Annotated in this window: 11 protein-coding genes and 1 pseudogene; 11 read left to right on the forward strand and 1 reads right to left on the reverse strand. The window is 62.8% G+C overall.

The features are described 5' to 3' along the window. The first annotated feature begins 18 nt into the window (after nt 1-18). The 6 genes from DB30_RS08970 (at nt 19) to DB30_RS08995 (ending at nt 5,265) form a co-directional block, all read left to right on the forward strand. Nucleotides 19-300 (forward strand): hypothetical protein, encoded by a 282-nt coding sequence (locus DB30_RS08970; protein WP_052547815.1) that lies wholly within the window; start codon nt 19-21, stop codon nt 298-300. Nucleotides 301-310: 10 nt separating this feature from the next. Further along, complete coding sequence (locus tag DB30_RS08975) at nt 311-1,570, forward strand: hypothetical protein (protein WP_052547817.1); 1,260 nt, start codon at nt 311-313, stop codon at nt 1,568-1,570. Next, nucleotides 1,567-2,106 (forward strand): phage baseplate assembly protein V, encoded by a 540-nt coding sequence (locus DB30_RS08980; RefSeq protein ID WP_052547819.1) that lies wholly within the window; start codon nt 1,567-1,569, stop codon nt 2,104-2,106. The genes DB30_RS08975 and DB30_RS08980 overlap by 4 nt, the downstream gene beginning before the upstream one ends. 144 nt (nt 2,107-2,250) lie before the next feature. Beyond that, entirely contained in the window at nt 2,251-2,418 is a 168-nt protein-coding gene (locus DB30_RS08985) for a hypothetical protein (protein ID WP_153258258.1), read from the forward strand. Between the two features lie 10 nt (nt 2,419-2,428). Further along, complete coding sequence (locus DB30_RS08990) at nt 2,429-2,806, forward strand: GPW/gp25 family protein (protein WP_146658336.1); 378 nt, start codon at nt 2,429-2,431, stop codon at nt 2,804-2,806. Continuing rightward, on the forward strand, nt 2,806-5,265 hold the full coding sequence (locus DB30_RS08995; RefSeq protein WP_052547821.1) for a baseplate J/gp47 family protein: 2,460 nt from the start codon (nt 2,806-2,808) through the stop codon (nt 5,263-5,265). The genes DB30_RS08990 and DB30_RS08995 overlap by 1 nt, the downstream gene beginning before the upstream one ends. Nucleotides 5,266-5,572: 307 nt before the next feature. On the opposite strand, the gene DB30_RS42195 is transcribed toward DB30_RS08995, so the two are convergent. Next, entirely contained in the window at nt 5,573-5,755 is a 183-nt protein-coding gene (locus tag DB30_RS42195; RefSeq protein WP_052547823.1) for a hypothetical protein, read from the reverse strand. Nucleotides 5,756-6,659: 904 nt separating this feature from the next. Between DB30_RS42195 and DB30_RS09005 the strand changes: the two genes are divergently transcribed. From DB30_RS09005 to DB30_RS09020, 5 genes and pseudogenes are all read left to right on the forward strand, one after another. Continuing rightward, a complete protein-coding gene (locus DB30_RS09005) occupies nt 6,660-8,000 on the forward strand; it encodes a baseplate J/gp47 family protein (protein WP_146658338.1) in 1,341 nt (446 codons plus the stop codon). A 38-nt stretch (nt 8,001-8,038) separates the two neighbouring features. Beyond that, on the forward strand, nt 8,039-10,429 hold the full coding sequence (locus DB30_RS09010) for a hypothetical protein (protein WP_052547827.1): 2,391 nt from the start codon (nt 8,039-8,041) through the stop codon (nt 10,427-10,429). Between the two features lie 30 nt (nt 10,430-10,459). After that, nucleotides 10,460-10,768, forward strand: a pseudogene (locus tag DB30_RS43055) (DUF6519 domain-containing protein); the annotation flags it as partial. After that, nucleotides 10,769-14,269, forward strand: a complete 3,501-nt coding sequence (locus tag DB30_RS09015) for a hypothetical protein (RefSeq protein WP_146658339.1) — start codon at nt 10,769-10,771, stop codon at nt 14,267-14,269. It abuts the pseudogene before it with no gap. 25 nt (nt 14,270-14,294) lie between these two features. Continuing rightward, the coding region (locus DB30_RS09020) for a DUF6519 domain-containing protein (RefSeq protein WP_205632943.1) at nt 14,295-16,373 on the forward strand (2,079 nt) is incomplete at its 3' end.

Here is a 16,373-nt window from a genome sequence, read left to right on the forward strand (position 1 = left end):
CCAGTTCGAAGGATCAACATGTCACTCTACGCCAAGAACAGCCGCTACGTACGCCACGCCTCGATCGTCGAGGTCACCGATGAACAAGGCCGCAAGGTCAAGCGTGTGGGGCGGGCCAAACAACCACCCTTGGCGGAGCTCGGTGAGCACATACGTCGCGAGGGGCAACGCCTCGATCATCTGGCCAACTACTACCTGCGCGACCCCAGCGCGTACTGGAAGATCTGCGAACTCAACGATGTGTTACTGCCCGATCAGCTGGCCGAGGTCGAGCTGATCAAGATCCCAACCCCGTACTGATGGACCCACCATGAGCTTTGGCGCGATAGTCTTGATGCAGAGCGGGGACCCAGACTCCGATGAGTTCGGGTCGCTCGACCCCACGCACGACAGCGCGATCACAGAGATCCGGGTCGAGCAACATCTGAGCAAGCAGACCACCTTTGCGATCCGTTTTCAGGAAGACTTTGACGACAAAGACGCAGCTGAGAAGGCGCAGGAGCTGTTCTCCAAGTCCCGGGGCATTGCGATTTTGGTGGCCAACGGCGCCCCGCCGGAGCCCGGGGGGCCAATCCCCGCCGACCTGAGGTGTCTGGTGCGCGGCCAGATCGAGAACGCCGAGTTCCACATCAACGTTGGGGGCTCGGGATCGTGGTTTGAGATCCGCGGTCAAGATGTCCGTACGCGGATCAACCGGTACAACGTTCCCTCGCAAGAAAACGGCGACACCAAAGAGATCATCGAGCGGCTTGTGAGCCCGATCAGCAAGAGCCCAAGTGTGGGGCAGGGCATCAAAAAGTACGAGAAGAACGGGCTCTCCTTCAACTATCGAGGCACGGACCTCGAGGCAGTGTACGACCTCACCAAGAAGAGCGCGTATTGCTTTTGGCTGACCTACGACGTCATGTCGCTCGCACCCAACCCGGGCTTCAAGATCACAACCAAGGCTCACATCGAAGCCTCGCCAGAGCGGGAGACCAGCAAAGGACCGCCGAGCGCCGAGGGTTTCGACGGCTTGGTGCTGGGTGATACAGACGCCCATAAGTTCTCGATCCTTGGCGACGCGGAGAGCTGCGAGACGGTTGTGAGCTTCAGCGTGACATCGGACAACGAGGCCCCGACCTCGGCCACCTCCTACGGTCAAGATCTCGGCGATGGCACCCAGAGCGAGACTGAAGACGCCACAAGCCTCGACGCCTCGCAGAACAACGGCCCCGGGGTGGCTGGCACAGGAGGAACCGAGGGTGAGTCACTGGGGAAGGGCGACAACCAGGGCGACCGCTGCATGACCGTTGGCGGCAACGGCGAGCCCGACATCAACCAATGGCTGGCGTTCGCGGCCGCGACAGAGGCGAGCTGGTACATCCGGGCGGAGGCGCTCACCAGCGCGCACATGCTTCAGGGCATCGTCGAGCCGCACCAGGTCCTCGAGGTCGACGGGGGTGGTTGTGGGGTCGCGGGAAAGTACCAAGCCACGGACGTCACCCACGTCATCAACGCGGTCGGACATTGGATGCAAGTCACCCTGCGCAGCAACTCCAAGAACCAGACCGAGGAGCTCAACCTATGACGCGCGAGTTCGACCAAGACGACGAGACCCTGAACGCGCTCGAGGGCCGCCTCTACGGCAAGTACCGCGGCATCGTCGTCAACAACGAGGACCCGGACCACCGGGGCCGAATCGAGGTTCAGGCTACGATCATGGGCAAGGTCCCGATGTGGGCGTTGCCGTGTGTACCGTACGCAGGCAAGGACCGCGGCATGCTCTTCTTGCCCGAAGAGGGGACTTCAGTTTGGGTCGAATTCGAGGCTGGGGACCCTAGCCTGCCGATCTGGACGGGATGCTTTTGGAGTGAGAAGGACATCGCGCCAGCGGACCACGAACCGCACATCAAGCTGATCAAGACCGAGAAGATCGAGATTCGCATCGACGACAAGGCCAACAAAATCTCGATAAGCAACGCAAATCAGACCATCCTCGAGATTGAGGGGGGCGAGATTCGCGGCAAGGCCAAGACGCAGATCGTGCATCAGGTCGAGACCATGAAGACGGCGCTCAACGTGACCAAATTCGACGTTCATGACGGGGCCATGTCGGTAACCTGAGGAGCAAAGACCATGGCAGGGAAATTCTCCAGCTTTCCGGCGGGTGTGCAGTCGCACTTGGCCGAGCGCGGTACAAGCAGGATCTCAACCAACCGCCGAGCCCGTACCGCCCAAGGGTATATTGGACTCGTAACTGACACGGTCTTGTTCGCGGGTGGTACTGGTCTGTGGTTCTTGTCGAACCAGCGGGTCCGTGTCAACAACATGCCAACCCTAGGCACGAATTCGGTCGGGGTCTCAGTCGACGCCGAGACCCAGTTGACCGGGACAATGACGGTCGTCCAGGGCGACACCCGCGGCAACGGAATGTGAAGACGTGACCATGCGAACGCCCATCCGAGCTCTTCATCATCCAGTCCAGGACGACGTCGCAGGCAAGCGCCTGCGCGTCGAGACCGACTACCCCGATTATGTTCAACAGTTGATCGAACAGGTCTTGCTAACCAACCCAGGAGAGCGTATTTATAAGCCTGAGTTTGGTGCTGGTATTCGACGACTCGTCCATAGCCCCATCACCGCCGCCACGGCTACGCTGGCACAGACCATGATCTACAACGCGCTCAGCGAGACCCTTGGCGATCTCATCCGCGTCGACGACGTCCAGGTCGAGAACGTGGACGCGCGACTGAACGTCGCCATCGTCTACACGCTCTACGCGCGCATGGATCAGCGTCATCTCAACTTGGAGGTCACGAGCTGATGGCTGAAGATCGCCTGACATTGCTGTGCGCGCAGACTGAGCTGACCGGCATCGACTTCGTCGAGGTCGTCGACCCCGCCGACCAAACTGTCCTGCGCGTATGGTTTCTGCTCGCGCCGGACACCCTGGACGTGCCGTGGGTCGCGGGTGTCTTGCCGGTCGCGTATGACGCCACCAAGCTGCGGATCTGGGCCCCTACGGGCGGCACCAAGCTGGCCGAGGCCACCATCACGCAGGCACAATGGAAGGAGCTTGGTGGGCGGGTCTACCTCGAGATCACCGTGGCCGAGCCGGGGGACTTCTCAACTTACAAGCTCGAGATCACCGATCCAGACTTCTTGGATTGGCACTACCACACCGCTGAGTTCAGCTTCAAGCAGGCCTGCCCGAGCTCGCTCGACTGCAAGCTGGTGCCCGCCGATCAGGGCTGCCCCGAGCCCGCCGACGGCCTCGAGCTCAACCCGCTCGCACGCGACTTCACCAGCTTGCGCACGGCCCTGCTCGACTACGCCACACAGAAGTACCCGCTATGGACGCACCGCAGCGACGCCGACGTTGGCGTGATGATGCTCGAGCTCATGGCCGCGATCGGCGACGAGTTCAACTATATAAAAGATCGCTTCATCCGTGAGGGCGTGCTCGATGAGCTCAGCCAGCGCCGCTCGCTTCGTCAGCTCGTGCGCCTGCTCGACTACGAGATGCACGATGGCCTCAGTCCCACCACCGTGCTCGAGCTCGACGTCGCGCCGGGGCAGGGCAGCGTCACCGTGGACGCCGGGACCCAGGTCTGGGCCCACCGAATGGGTGAGGCGCCGATCCCCTTCGAATTCGGCGAAGGCCTGCGCGACGTTCATCTGCCCGAGACTGGCGACCCGCGCGAGTTCAACCTCGAAGAGGCGTGGAACACCCTGACCGCCTACGAGCCCGACGGCGCCAAGCCCAAGCTCGCCAAAGGTGCGACCGAGATGTTCTTGCTTGGGTTCGCCGGCGGGACGGGCGATTGGGACGTCAATGGCCGCATGCTCGTACTCCACGAGGACCCCGCCGACGGCTCGCCCGCACAGCGACACCTCGTCCACGTGACCGAATACGAGGAAATGGTCGATGCCCTTGCCGGCCAGAACGTCACCCGCGTGGCCTGGTCCGAAGACGAGGCGCTGCCGAGCCCCATGGTCATCGCCAACACAACCGTCAAGGCCAACGTCGTCCCCGCCACCGCAGGCGCGACCTTCACGGAGTACTTCAGCGTACGTGGCGATGGCAGCGTCGCAGAGGCCGAAGACGTGGTCGAGCGCGAAGGGCCGCTGAACTCCTTGGCCACATCGCGGCCGCCGCTGTTTCGCTACTCACCGCGACAATGCGAGGCGCTCAGCCTTGGCTGGCTTGGCGAGCTCAACGCCTCGGTGCCCGAGATCGAGCTGCAAGAGGTCAGCGCGGTCGACCTCGATGAGTGGGACGGCGACAAGCAGTGGGTCTGGCGAAGGACCCTGCTCGACTCGATCGGCGACGACGAGCACTTCACGCTCGAGGACGGAACCTGGCGGCGGATCATTGGCTATCGCAAGCCGGACGGGACCGAGCTCGTCCACCAGGATTGGGCCGCGAATATCGGATACACGATTCGCTTTGGCGACGGAGAGTTCGGGCGGACCCCGGCGGACGGCACAGTGTTCCGGGTCCGCTATCGCTCCGGGCCGGGGTCGCTCGCCAACGTGGGGGCCGGGGCAATCGTGCACTTGTTTAATCCGGTTGACGGTGCGCCGCCGCTCACCCCTGACCTGAGCGCGGTGTCCAACCCCTTCGACGTGACGACAGGGGTTGACCCCGAAGACATGCGGCGCGCAAAGCTGCTCGCGCCGGTTGCGTTCCGGCATGAAGGGCTCAGCGCCGTCACGCCAGCCGACTACGAACGCCTGGCCGAGCGGCTGGACTGGGTGCAGCGGGCCAACGCGAGCTTTCGCTGGACCGGGAGCTGGCTGACGGTGTTTGTGGCTGCGGATCCGAAGGGGGCGTTCACGATGACCGCGGATCAGCACGAAGAGCTCGAGGATGTCATGGACTGCGTCCGGCAGGTTGGGCGCGACGTCCACGTGTTGGCGGCGCCGGACTACATTGACCTCGATCTATGGATTGAAGTCTGCCTGCGTGGTGGGTACTACGCCGGGCAGGTCGAGGCCGACGTCTTGTCGGCGCTGACCGGGCCTGGTGGCTTCTTTGCGCCGGATAACTTCACGTTTGGGACGCCGCTGCGTCGCAGCTCGCTGGAGGCGAAGGTTCAGAGCGTCGCGGGGGTGCGGGCGGTGGAGAGGATCGATCTCCGCGCGCGGGAGAAGACGGGGCGACGGGAATTCAGTGAAGGGGAGTTTGGGGTGGGGAGTGGGCAGATCTTGCGGGTGGTGAACGACCCCCGCTGGCCGGAGCGGGGGACGGTGGTGGTTCGCGTGCGGGAGGTGGTTTGATGTTATTGCTCGCCGCAGCAGCAGCGGTAGTAGTTGGTGACAGGCTCCGTTGGGAGGGAACACGGGCCACCTCCGGCACTTCCGATAAACGAGTTGCACGAGTCGAGATTTCCGTGCCAAGTCAGCGTCCTCCCACCACATCCACCCGCCGCACACACTTTGCCTTGGGCGGCGCAGGCTTCGCTGCAACTCACCAAGGGTTCACCGGTAGCGACACAGTTCCCGAGGGTTGGCGCGCAAACTCCCTCACTGCAAGCGCCATTTCCGTCTACAACCTCGCAGGCATGACCACAGGATCCACAATGCTCTAGGTCAATGGACGTATCCACGCAGATTCCGTCACACCATGTTTCGCCGGCCTCGCAGTTGCCTTCATCACCATCGCCATCGCCATCGCCATCACCAGAGTCGTCATCGCCATCGCCATCACCAGAGTCCCCATCGCCATCACCAGAGTCCCCATCCCCATCACCACTTTCTCCAGAGTCAAGATCGCTGTCGCTTTCGGACGAAGTAGGCTCGGGTTCCTCCAGACACACGTTCCCTACACAAATACCTCCGACCACACACAGACCCGCGTTGCACTCACAATCGATCTCTCCAGCGACGCATACACCTGATTCGCCGCCTGAGGTGCAACTCAAACCGGAGAAGACCAAGAGCGCGACCAGAGTAAGACCTTTGTTGTCCATGACGCGCGACGCTACCATGGCATTTTCTGGGAGACAACCGAAAGTAGACTCATGCTGGATTTTCAAGTAATATTCCATACGGTCCTGCCTCCGGCCGGGCCATTGATCTGTGACATGTCGCACTTGGCAATGAGCCCGGGGCTCGGCATTGCGGCAACCTCGGATGTGCTCACGACTCCAGCCACAGCCTTGGAGACGGATTCGCAGCGGCAGTTTGCGGGTCGGAATGGTATCTATGAGGGCGCGGTGGTGTCCTCGGGAGCGGGCATATGGAGTGCTGCTGAAATCGTCGGAGAGGCTGTCGGTATTCCGTTGGGAAACTCGAGCATCGTGGCAGGCTATCGAGCATACTGCGAAGTCGGAGACGGATACAATGCGGCTGTCGCTACCGCGTTGGTGGATAGTGGGATGGGCTATGCTGTCGGGGAATTCGTCGAGACGTTGGGACTAGGTGCGGCGGCAGGAGAGCCACTGCAGGTCAATGTCATGGCCTCGTCGGCGGGGCTAGGTAACCCTAGCGGAAAGATCTCGTACGAGTTTCTCGGGGCTGATGCCATTCTCTATTTGGACGGCCTATACTCGAGTATCTCGGCGGGGGATGTCGTTATTGTCGAGGCAGGCGTGAAGATCATGGCGTGTCGCGTGACCAACACGGGGTTCGGCGCGGGAGCCTTCGAAGAGGCTACGTTCCCACTAACGCAATTGACGATCGCAGCGGCCTCCGTAATCGGCTATCAGAACCCCGTCAGCCTCATCCGAGTCTGGTTCGACGCCCGTAAGGCCGGCACGATCGAGCGGATCCCCACGCGCACCGTCACCGCCAACCACCTCCTCAACATCCCCAGCCCCGTCACCCTCAGCCCCGACAGCTCGCTCCCCGCCGCCGACACCAACATCATCATCCAAGACGCCGAAGGCAACGCCGTCCCCGCGAAGGGCGGTGGCTCCACCCTCAACGACACCCCCCACATCACCATCACCAAGATCCTCGATACACAATTCCAAGGCGAGCTCGTCAAGCCGATCACCTTCCTGTGGGGCCTAACCAAAGTCACTCGCGGCGAGACCGTCAACCGCGAGATCATAGGCTCCGGCAACGCCGCGCAGCCATGGCAGTCGCTCCAGCTCGCCAGGTCCCCGCTCACCTACCTCGCCGATCCCTTCGCCCCCGGCGGCCGCAAACCGGAGCTCGAGGTCTACGTCAACGGCCTGAAATGGACCCGCGCCCTGTCGTTCTACGGCGCCACCCCAACCGATGAGATCTACGTCATCCGCCACGACGCCGACCACAACACGCACATACAGTTCGGCGACGGCGAGCTCGGCAAGCGGCTCCCAACCGGCACCAACAACGTCGTCGCCACCTACCGCTTTGGCACCGGCGGCAACGTCGAGGCCAACGCGATCAACAAGCTGGTCCGTCCCATCCCAGGCGTGAAGTCGGTCTCCAATCCGCTCCCCGCGACGGGCGGCGAAGATCCCCCAACCCCAGCGCAGGCCCGCGAGCAAGCGATCCAGAGCCTGCGCGTGCTCGGTCACCTCGTCTCGCTCGCGGACTTCGAGGTCGAGGCTGCCCGCTACGGCGGCGTTGTCCAGGCGCGGGCGCGCTGGGCCTGGGACGCTGATGGCGAGGACGCCCTCGTCAAAGTCTGGATTGTCTGCGAGGGCTTCGCAGACCCTTCCCCGGACCTGCGCACCTATCTGCAGAACATGGCCGAGCCCGGCGCGCGCGTCGAGGTTGTCAAAGCGTTGCCCTTGTACCGCTATCTAAACCTCGATCTCGAGCTGGACCCAAGCTACATCCCGCAAGACGTCCAAGCGGCGGTCCACGCAACGCTCTACGACGAGCGCGACGGCCTCTTGGTCCCCCGCAACGCCGTGATCGGCGGTGCCTTCCATCGCAGCGAGCTGTACGCGGCGATTCACTCGGTTCAAGGCGTGCTCGCGGTGCGAGGTGCCTCGGTCGACTACTCGCCGATGGGCAAGACAGTCAGCGCGCCAGAGGGCTACTACCTCGCGTTCACCGACTCTCCCCCCGTCTGAGTCGAAGCAGACGCCGCGAAACCACAGAAGGTCAAATCATGCCAAGCGAAGTCGAACAAAGCGCCAACATCGCCCAAGATGCGTACGACGCCTACTATGCGGAGAAGCTGTGGCAGTGGATCCCCGGCTTCTATCGTGAGAAAGATGCGCGCACCAATACCCCCGGCACGCTCCGCACGATCGTCGAGACCATGGGCGGCCAATCTGCGGATCTGCGCCGAACCCTCGACCGGATCTGGGAGAACCACTTCGTCGAGCTCGCGGACGACGACGCGCTCGAGCAGCTCGGGGCCCTGGTCGCCACCCGAATGGTCCACCAGCTCAACCCGCGCGCGCGCCGTGTCGACGTCGCTCGGACGATCTTCTATCGCCGCCGAAAGGGCACGCCCTGGGTGCTCGAGCGCCTGCTGGCCGACATCACCGGTTGGACGGGAAGCCACCTCGACACCCGCCGGCGGCTCGCTCGCAGCTACCACTTGCTCGACCCCCAGCCGCAGCTGGGCAGGGTCACCCAGACACCGCGCGGCGGCTGGGCCAACCTTCGTAGCCCGCGGATTCCCGCGCTGGCGTGGACCGCCTTCGAGGAGCTCAACCACACCCCGGACTTTCGCCGATATCCCGGTCGTGGCAGCCAGCAGGGTCGCTACGGCATCTCGAAGATCGGCGTGCATGCGCATCGCATGCGCGCGCTGGAGATCAACTATCCGACCGCGGTGAGGATTGGGACCAGCGTTGACCCCTACACCTGGGCACTGGACCCGTCGGGTCGTGCGGCGCCGCTGTTTCAGCCCGCCAAACGCCCAAGCGGGGATCAGTGGTCCCGTTCGCGAGAGTGGCAGATGCCTCGTGCCATCGAGCGTCGCTTGCTGGCACACGCCGAGTATCAATGGACCGATGCAGACATCGCTGCGCTCCCGCTGACGCCTGCGGCCATCACGGTGCTGCAGAAGTACTCGGGGTTTCGATTCCGCAGTGCAGGCGAGCTGAGCCGCCTCATCAACTCGCACCCGGACCCCGCGAAGTCGAACATCCTCCTCAACTTCAGTCTGCTGCGTGCGGCCGCGCTGGTCGAGGGATGTGGCAGCGCGCAGCTCTACGGGGCCGACCTCGATGGCGGCAATCAGGCGTTGACGATGGCGGTTGGCACCGACAAGACCGCTGTTGCGTCCACGCGTGAGGCAGTGCTGGCGGGGAACCTGTCGCTGTGGGGTGCGGCCTTTCACACGATCATCAATGGGCCAAGCTCGCCCTACGATCTTGTCATCGACCCACACACGGGCGCGGTGATCACCGACGCCCTCGACAAAGTACCGATCGCTCGGGTCATTCATTATGGCGCCGCTTGTGCGCTTGGAGCGGGGTCCTACGACCGACGCGCCAGCATCGAGACGACAGACGTCAATCTACTCGATGACGGCGGAGACGCGCTTGGCCCGGTCGCGCTGACGCCCAGCGGCCTGTTCGAAGTGACCGACGAGATCGTTGATAGCAAGACCTACGTTCCGCCCGAACCGCTCGAGCTCGTCGAGAGCTACCGGCTCCAGGCCGCAAACAACCAGCGCCCATACCTGCGCGTGTCCAATGACGAGGCGACCTGGACGATCAGCGCCAAGCCCAAAGATCTGCCCACCGACCTGCGCTGCCTCGTGTTCGACGGGCTCTGGATCGGCATTCAGGACACCCTTGACGAAATCCAGGACCCTGTGCCAGCGACCGGGCCCTGTGAAATTCGAGAGGGAAAGATCACCCTGACAAATACTTGGGATCGCGTGGAAATCCGCAACTGTACGCTGGATCCCGGGGGCGAGCAGCTGCGGCCGGTGCCGACGCAGTGTCAGGCCATACCCTACGTCCAGTTGGAACTGACGGGCTACGTCGAAGAACTCATCATCGAGTCTTCTGTGTTGGGCCCGATCCTCGAGAACGTCGCTGGCGCCGACCCGTGCTCGGTTGGCAAGATCATCATTCGAGACTCGGTGATTCACGCCCCAGACATGGGTGAAATCGCTGCAATCACCACTGCATTTGGTGAGGTACACATCGAGCGCTGCACGATTGTAGGCGACATCGTTGCAAACCGGTTGTACGTGAGCGACAGCATCATCTTGGGGTCTGGGACCATTGCCGACCGCCAGCATGGTTGTTTTCGCTTCAGCGCTGCGGTAGAGGGAAACTGGCCGCGGCCCTTCGAGTCTCACTTCTACACTCAGTTCTCTGCGGGTTGGTTCGACTCGATCCGGTTCGGCGACCCCGACTACGCTCGCTTATCGCAGGCGGCGCCAGTCGAGCTGAAAACAGGCGCCGAGAACCACTGTGAAATGGGCGCCTGCAACAAGCTGCTCGAACAAATCAAGCGTGCTGACCTACAGGCCAAGCTCGAAGAGTTCATGCCCTACGATCTAATTGAACAGTTCGTCAACGACAACTGATCTTCGACCCCAGACCCAAGCGACAACTTCATGGCCAACCTCGATATCACGCGCCAACTTCTGCAGCGCAAGAAGCACTACGCTGGCGTCCGCATGCAGCAGGGGCGGAGCCTGCTCGACTCGGACTGGAACGAGGACGCGCTGCTCGTGGCGGAGGATCTCCGTCAGACCCTCATGGAGTTGGTTGGCATTCAAGGCAGCACGAACAACGGCTTCGCGGTGACGGATGTCGTTGTCACGGAAGGCTCGATCTGGGAGCCGGACACGTATGACTTCACCTTGAATCCCGGTAGCATCTTCGTCGGTGGGTGTCGCCTGCAGCTCGACCAGGCCGAGAGCTTGGCCACGCAGTCGGATTGGTTGCGGCGCAGCGTTGAGGTGACGGCGCCAGCGCGCCCCGGGATCACGCACTTGCTGCCGCTTCCGCTGGCGCAGCTCCAGCACCTCACCCCGGCACAGATCCAAAAATTGCCTCCGGTGCGGCGCCATGATCTCGTGTTGCTCGAGACGTGGGAGCAGCCGGTCACGGTTGTCGAGGACTCCGAGCTACGTGAGCGTGCGCTGAGCGGCCCGGACAGCGCAGCCCGGATTCGTCGGATGCGTCGCGTCCACGTGATCAGCGACATCGGGACTGACAACCCCATGGAGGGGCTGGCTGCGTTCGCAACTGAGCTTGGGAACGATGGCTATGTCACGTTCGAAGACAACAACAACGAGCTATTTCCGACCGCGCGCCTCACGGTGACGCCCGTGGCCGAGACGGGCGACCTGCCCTGCGGACCGCAGCCGCCAAGCGGCTACCTTGGTCACGAGGACCAGGCGATCCGCGTGGAGATGCGCGGTGATACCAGCATCACATGGGGTTTTGGTTCTGCCGCACCGCTGTATCGGGTGAAGCTCGGCGTTGACCTCAAGACCATCACATTCCTGAATCAACCAAGGGACGCCAGGCTTGCGCCGCGGGCGGATCAAATCGTCGAGATCATCCCGTGGGGAGCGAAGCTATGCAATGACGAGAAGGTCGCCGAGCTCACCGGGCAGCTGTTTCAAGTGGCCAAGGGCTACAATTCCGCAAGCCGTGAGCTCGAGCTCGGGTCGCTCGCGCCGCAAGAGTGGGTTGACTGGCTGAACGCGAATCCTCAGCACTGGAACAGCGAGGACCCCTCCAGCGGGTACTTCTACCTGCGCCTGTGGGACCGCGGCTCGGATACCAGCAGCGGCACGACGATCGACCTCGCCAACGGACCGGTCGAGCTGGGGCATACCGGGCTGCAGGTCAGGTTGAGCGGAAAAGGTCGGCCCGGCGACTATTGGGTTGTGCCTGCCCGTCGGGCGACGCCGAACAACGTCGTGCCGTGGCAGCTGATGGACAACGACGCCCCTGTCGGGCCGCGCCGCTTCTTTGCGCCCCTGGCGATCATCGAGTGGGAGGCGCCACTGGAGTTCATGGGCCTCCACGACGCGCTCGTGGCCATGACGAGCGTTACGGGTATTGCCGTTCAGTACAACAACGGCCCACCCCTTGGCGGCGGCGCTCTATACCCGGTATGGCGGCATCCCGTTGCGCGTGTCATCGACGGCCGCTGCAAGCTCCAGCGATTGTGTGTGAGCGGTTGCTGCACGATCACCGTTGGCGACGGCGAAGAGAGCAACGGAATGGTCAACAGCCTGCAAGAAGCGCTTGACCTGCTGCCAAGCACAGGCGGAAAGATCTGCCTGCTGCCCGGGCTTCATGACGGCGAGGTCGAACTCGATGGGGTGACCGGCGTGACCATCGCGGGCTGCGGGCCGCTCTCCAAGTTGCAAAACGTCAACCTCGAGGACCTGGGGTCGGAGATCACGACAAAGGGCGCCGCCGTTGTCACTTTGACGGACTGCCAAGACATCACGTTGAAGAACTTCTCAGTCGTAGCGAATCGCGCGAGCGGCGTTGAGATTCGTGGCGTCAACGATGAGTGCAAGCGAATCCGAATTGAGGGTCTCGAGTTCACCCAGGATGGCGCCTACACACTCGCACCCAACACCTTCGCCTTGCCGCAGCCGGCGGTCCTGGCCCTTGGCGGCGAAGACCTCACGGTCGTGAACTGTCGAGTCCAGGTCGAGGACAAGCTAAGCTACACGGGCGCGCTGGTCCTTGGTGGGATAAAACTGCGGATCCATGACAACTGGGTCCAGGCCGGGGCGTTCAACACGGGCGCGGTGGCGGACGCCATGGGCGGAATTCATGTGCTCAGCCAGTCCGTAGATGTGGAGGTGGCCCGCAACGTCGTCCATGGGGGCTGGGGGTTTGGGGTCGCGCTTGGTCACGCACTAGGTTGGGTAGCAGCACCAGGGGCGTCGCAGACGATCGCAATGTCCGATATCTGGACGGCCGCCGAACGTGGCCTTGGCGAGCCAGTCTCCAGCTTGTTCGAGTACCCGCCGGTGACCGGTGCCCCGCTGGGCGACCCGGGCATGGGAAAGCTGTGGACTCCGGCCGGGCATCTGGTTGACGTTCGCCTTGACCGAAACCGCATCAGCGCAATGGGCCTTTCGGGGATCTCGACTGGCATGATGCGCTTTAGCCACATCATGCTCTCGGGCGGCGATGTTCCTGCGTTCATCGTTGTAGCGAAGCTGCTGATCACCAACAATCATATTCATCGCAACCTCCAAATCACGAGCATCGATTCCGACATCTTCGCGCCCCGTGGGGAGGGCTGCTGCGATCTGGGGCTCGGCGGGCTTACCATTTCCGCTGGGATCGACTGCACGGTGGCACAGAACCGAATTGTGAATAATGGCGCCGACCACAGCACCCCAAGCTGTGGCCTGGGATTTGTCGCGATGCAGAATCTTGTGGTCGTCGACAACTACGTGGTCGACAATGGCCTGGAAGCGTCTGGGTCTGTACCCGAGGGGTTCCGCGGCGGAATCGCAATCCAAGAAGTCACGGCCTTGCGTGGCGACACCTACTACGACACGATTCACTTCAATATCACGGTTCCGCAGCCAAGCTTCACGGTTGGCACCGGCAGCGTGGCCCTGAAGGTGCACAAGAACGAAGTCGCGCATCGCACAGGCAAGGCGCTGTGGGTCCGCGGTGCGTTCAACGATGTTCAGGTGACGGAGAACAGCTTCACGTCGAAGGGCGACACCGCGGACAACGCGTTGATCGATAATTCGGTCCTACGCTACGGCTCGATGGAGCATGGCATGGGCGGGGCCTGTGTCCAGATTATTGGATTGTCGCCAGCATCCGAGGTCGCCTGGACCGGGACCACCCTCCCGACGATGCACATGGTGGATCCAGGCCAGGGGCCAGTGATGGGCGGAACCATTAGCTTCTGCGACAATCGGGGTCTCCTCGACTGGACCGTCGCCGGTGGGCATGCCGCTGCCTACTTGCTCTCCTCTCTTGATTCGGTCGTGGTCAGCAACAACTTCCTCGAGGTCGACACCCATCAACTCGCCGAAGAGTTCGACGAAGACTTCGTCAACGACGTCATGGCCGCGCCGGCAGGCTACAGCTTTGTCGTGACAAACTGCTACGTGGGGGCCGCGTGCAGCGTTCAGGTGCGGGCGAACCGATTTCGAGAGGGTTTGCGCGACGCGCTCTTGTCCGTTCTCGCTGGACCCGCGGTTGCTCCCACCGATGCCACCGTGACGGAGCTGCGCGAGGCCTCGCTCATCACCTCGTGTGTTGGCGACCACTGCGGAACAAGCTTCTCCACACCCCCGACGGCTGCGGTTGTCGTCAACAACGTCTTCATCAACCGGCTGAATAGTACCTACTGTGTCTACACGACGCACAACCACGAACAGCTGGGCTCCCTCCACATCGTTGGCGTAACGGCCTGAGCCGTCAAGAAATACAGGAACAGCCATGGCGACCCAAGATATCTCCCGTTTTCTTCTGCAACCGAAGAAGCACTACTCGAGCGTGCACCTGCAGCAAGGCCGCGTCATCGTTGACAGCGACTGGAACGAGCGCGCTGGGATCGTGGCCGAAGACTTTCGGCAGTCCGTGCTCGATATTGCTTGCTCGAAGGGCACGCCCAATGATGGCTTTCGCCTCACGACAGACGGCGCTAGCGTGAGCGTTGCGATGCCGCTGGTAGCGAACCACCTGACCTACGACTTTCAGGTTGGGGATGGCAGCTACTACATTGGCGGGCTGCGTCTTGCGGTTGATCTCAACGCAGGATATGAGACGTTTCTGGGCCAGACCGACTGGCTGCAGGTAGACAGCCTCACCGCCAACATGCCCGATGAATTCGGCGAAGCCGACCGTGTCGATCTCGTGTACGTCTACGCGTGGGAGCAGCCGGTGACCGCGATCGAAGACAGCGAGCTACGCGAGGTCGCCCTTGGTGGCCGCGATACCTCGGTGCGGATCAAGCGAATGCGCCGGTTCATGGTCAGGCCAGATGTGGGTAGCGCGGATTGTGACGTCGCGTTCCCGTTGCTGATCACGGATCTGGAGGACGGTGGCAAGGCAAGCTATGACGCGGCCACAGGGGAACTGCGCAGCAGCGCCCTACTCACGGTAACCACGAACAGCTCGAGCGACGACGAGGACCTGTGCGCCGATCCGGTCACGGCGGGCTACGTTGGCGCGCAGAACCAGACCATTCGGGTCGAGCTGCGCGACGATGGCGACGTGAGCGGCTTTGTGTGGGGATTTGACAACGCGTCGCCGCTATATCGGGTGAAGGTGAATGGCGATCGCGTGACCGTGAGCTTCTTGACGGAGCCGGCCGACGCGGCCGCGTTGCCGCGCGCTGGGCAGGTCGTGGAGATCTTGCAGTGGGGCGCGAAGCTCCCCAACGACGAGAAAGTGGCGGAGGCCGAGGGCTTCTTGACCACGGTGGCGACGAGCTACGACCCGCAGACCAAGGAGCTGACGCTGAGCGATCAGATCACCGATGGCTGGTTGGAGTGGTTGGCCGAGCACGAGGTGCACTGGAGCGACCGCGACGCGATTGGTGAGCAGGACTATCTGTACCTGCGCGTGTGGGATCGCGGCGGGGACGTCACCAGTACGCCGATCATCGAATGTGGCGTTGATGACCCGCAGCCGCTTGGAAACATTGGACTCACGGTCACGCTGAACGCGGTGGGCAAGCCGGGCGACTACTGGATCATCGCTGCGCGGCCCTCCACCCCTGACGTGGTGACACCCTGGGATCTCGACGACACGGTCTCCGGCGGGGTCGCGCCCCATGGGCCGCGGCGCTTCTTTGCGCCCTTGGCCACAGTGTCTTGGGACACAGAGCCGGACCCGTCCGAGGCGACCGTTCACGACTGCCGCACGCGCTTGCGGCGGCTGTGCGAAGGGGGGTGTTGCACGGTCACCGTGGGTGACGGGAAGACCAGTCACGGGCAGGTGAGCTCCTTGCAGGACGCGGTGGACATGGTCCAAGCTGGCGGGAAGATCTGTATTCTGCCCGGGGAATACGAGGACCACGCGAACCTCACGGGCTGTGCGAATGTGACGATCGAGGGCTGCGGGCCTCGAACGATTATCCGCAACCCAGCGCCGACCACCGACAATCTAGACTTCACGGTGTTCGAGCCACCCGTGTTCAAAATTGATGACTGTACCGGGGTTGTGATCAAGGATCTCACGATCATCGCGTACTCGTCCGTGGGCGTCGAGATCGTCGATGGTGAGGGCGCGGGCGAGTGCAAGCAGATCAGTCTCGAGAACCTGACGATCGTTGCCGACGGCAACTACTTTCAGAACGGGGCCGGTGTCACCAACTGGCGGCTGCCCGCGCCCGCGATCACCGTGGCAGCCGCGACCGAGGTCGAGATTGTGAATTGCGACATCTCGAACAGCGGCGCGGTCGGCTTCAGCTACTTGGTAGTGCTCGGCGGCGACACGATGAGCATGCGTGGCTGCTCGGTCACTGTGCCGGCGGATGCCGAGGCGGGTGGGGCACTCGGCGGCGTGAACATT

This window comes from Enhygromyxa salina (genome assembly GCF_000737335.2).
GTDB lineage: Bacteria > Myxococcota_A > Polyangia > Nannocystales > Nannocystaceae > Plesiocystis > Plesiocystis salina_C.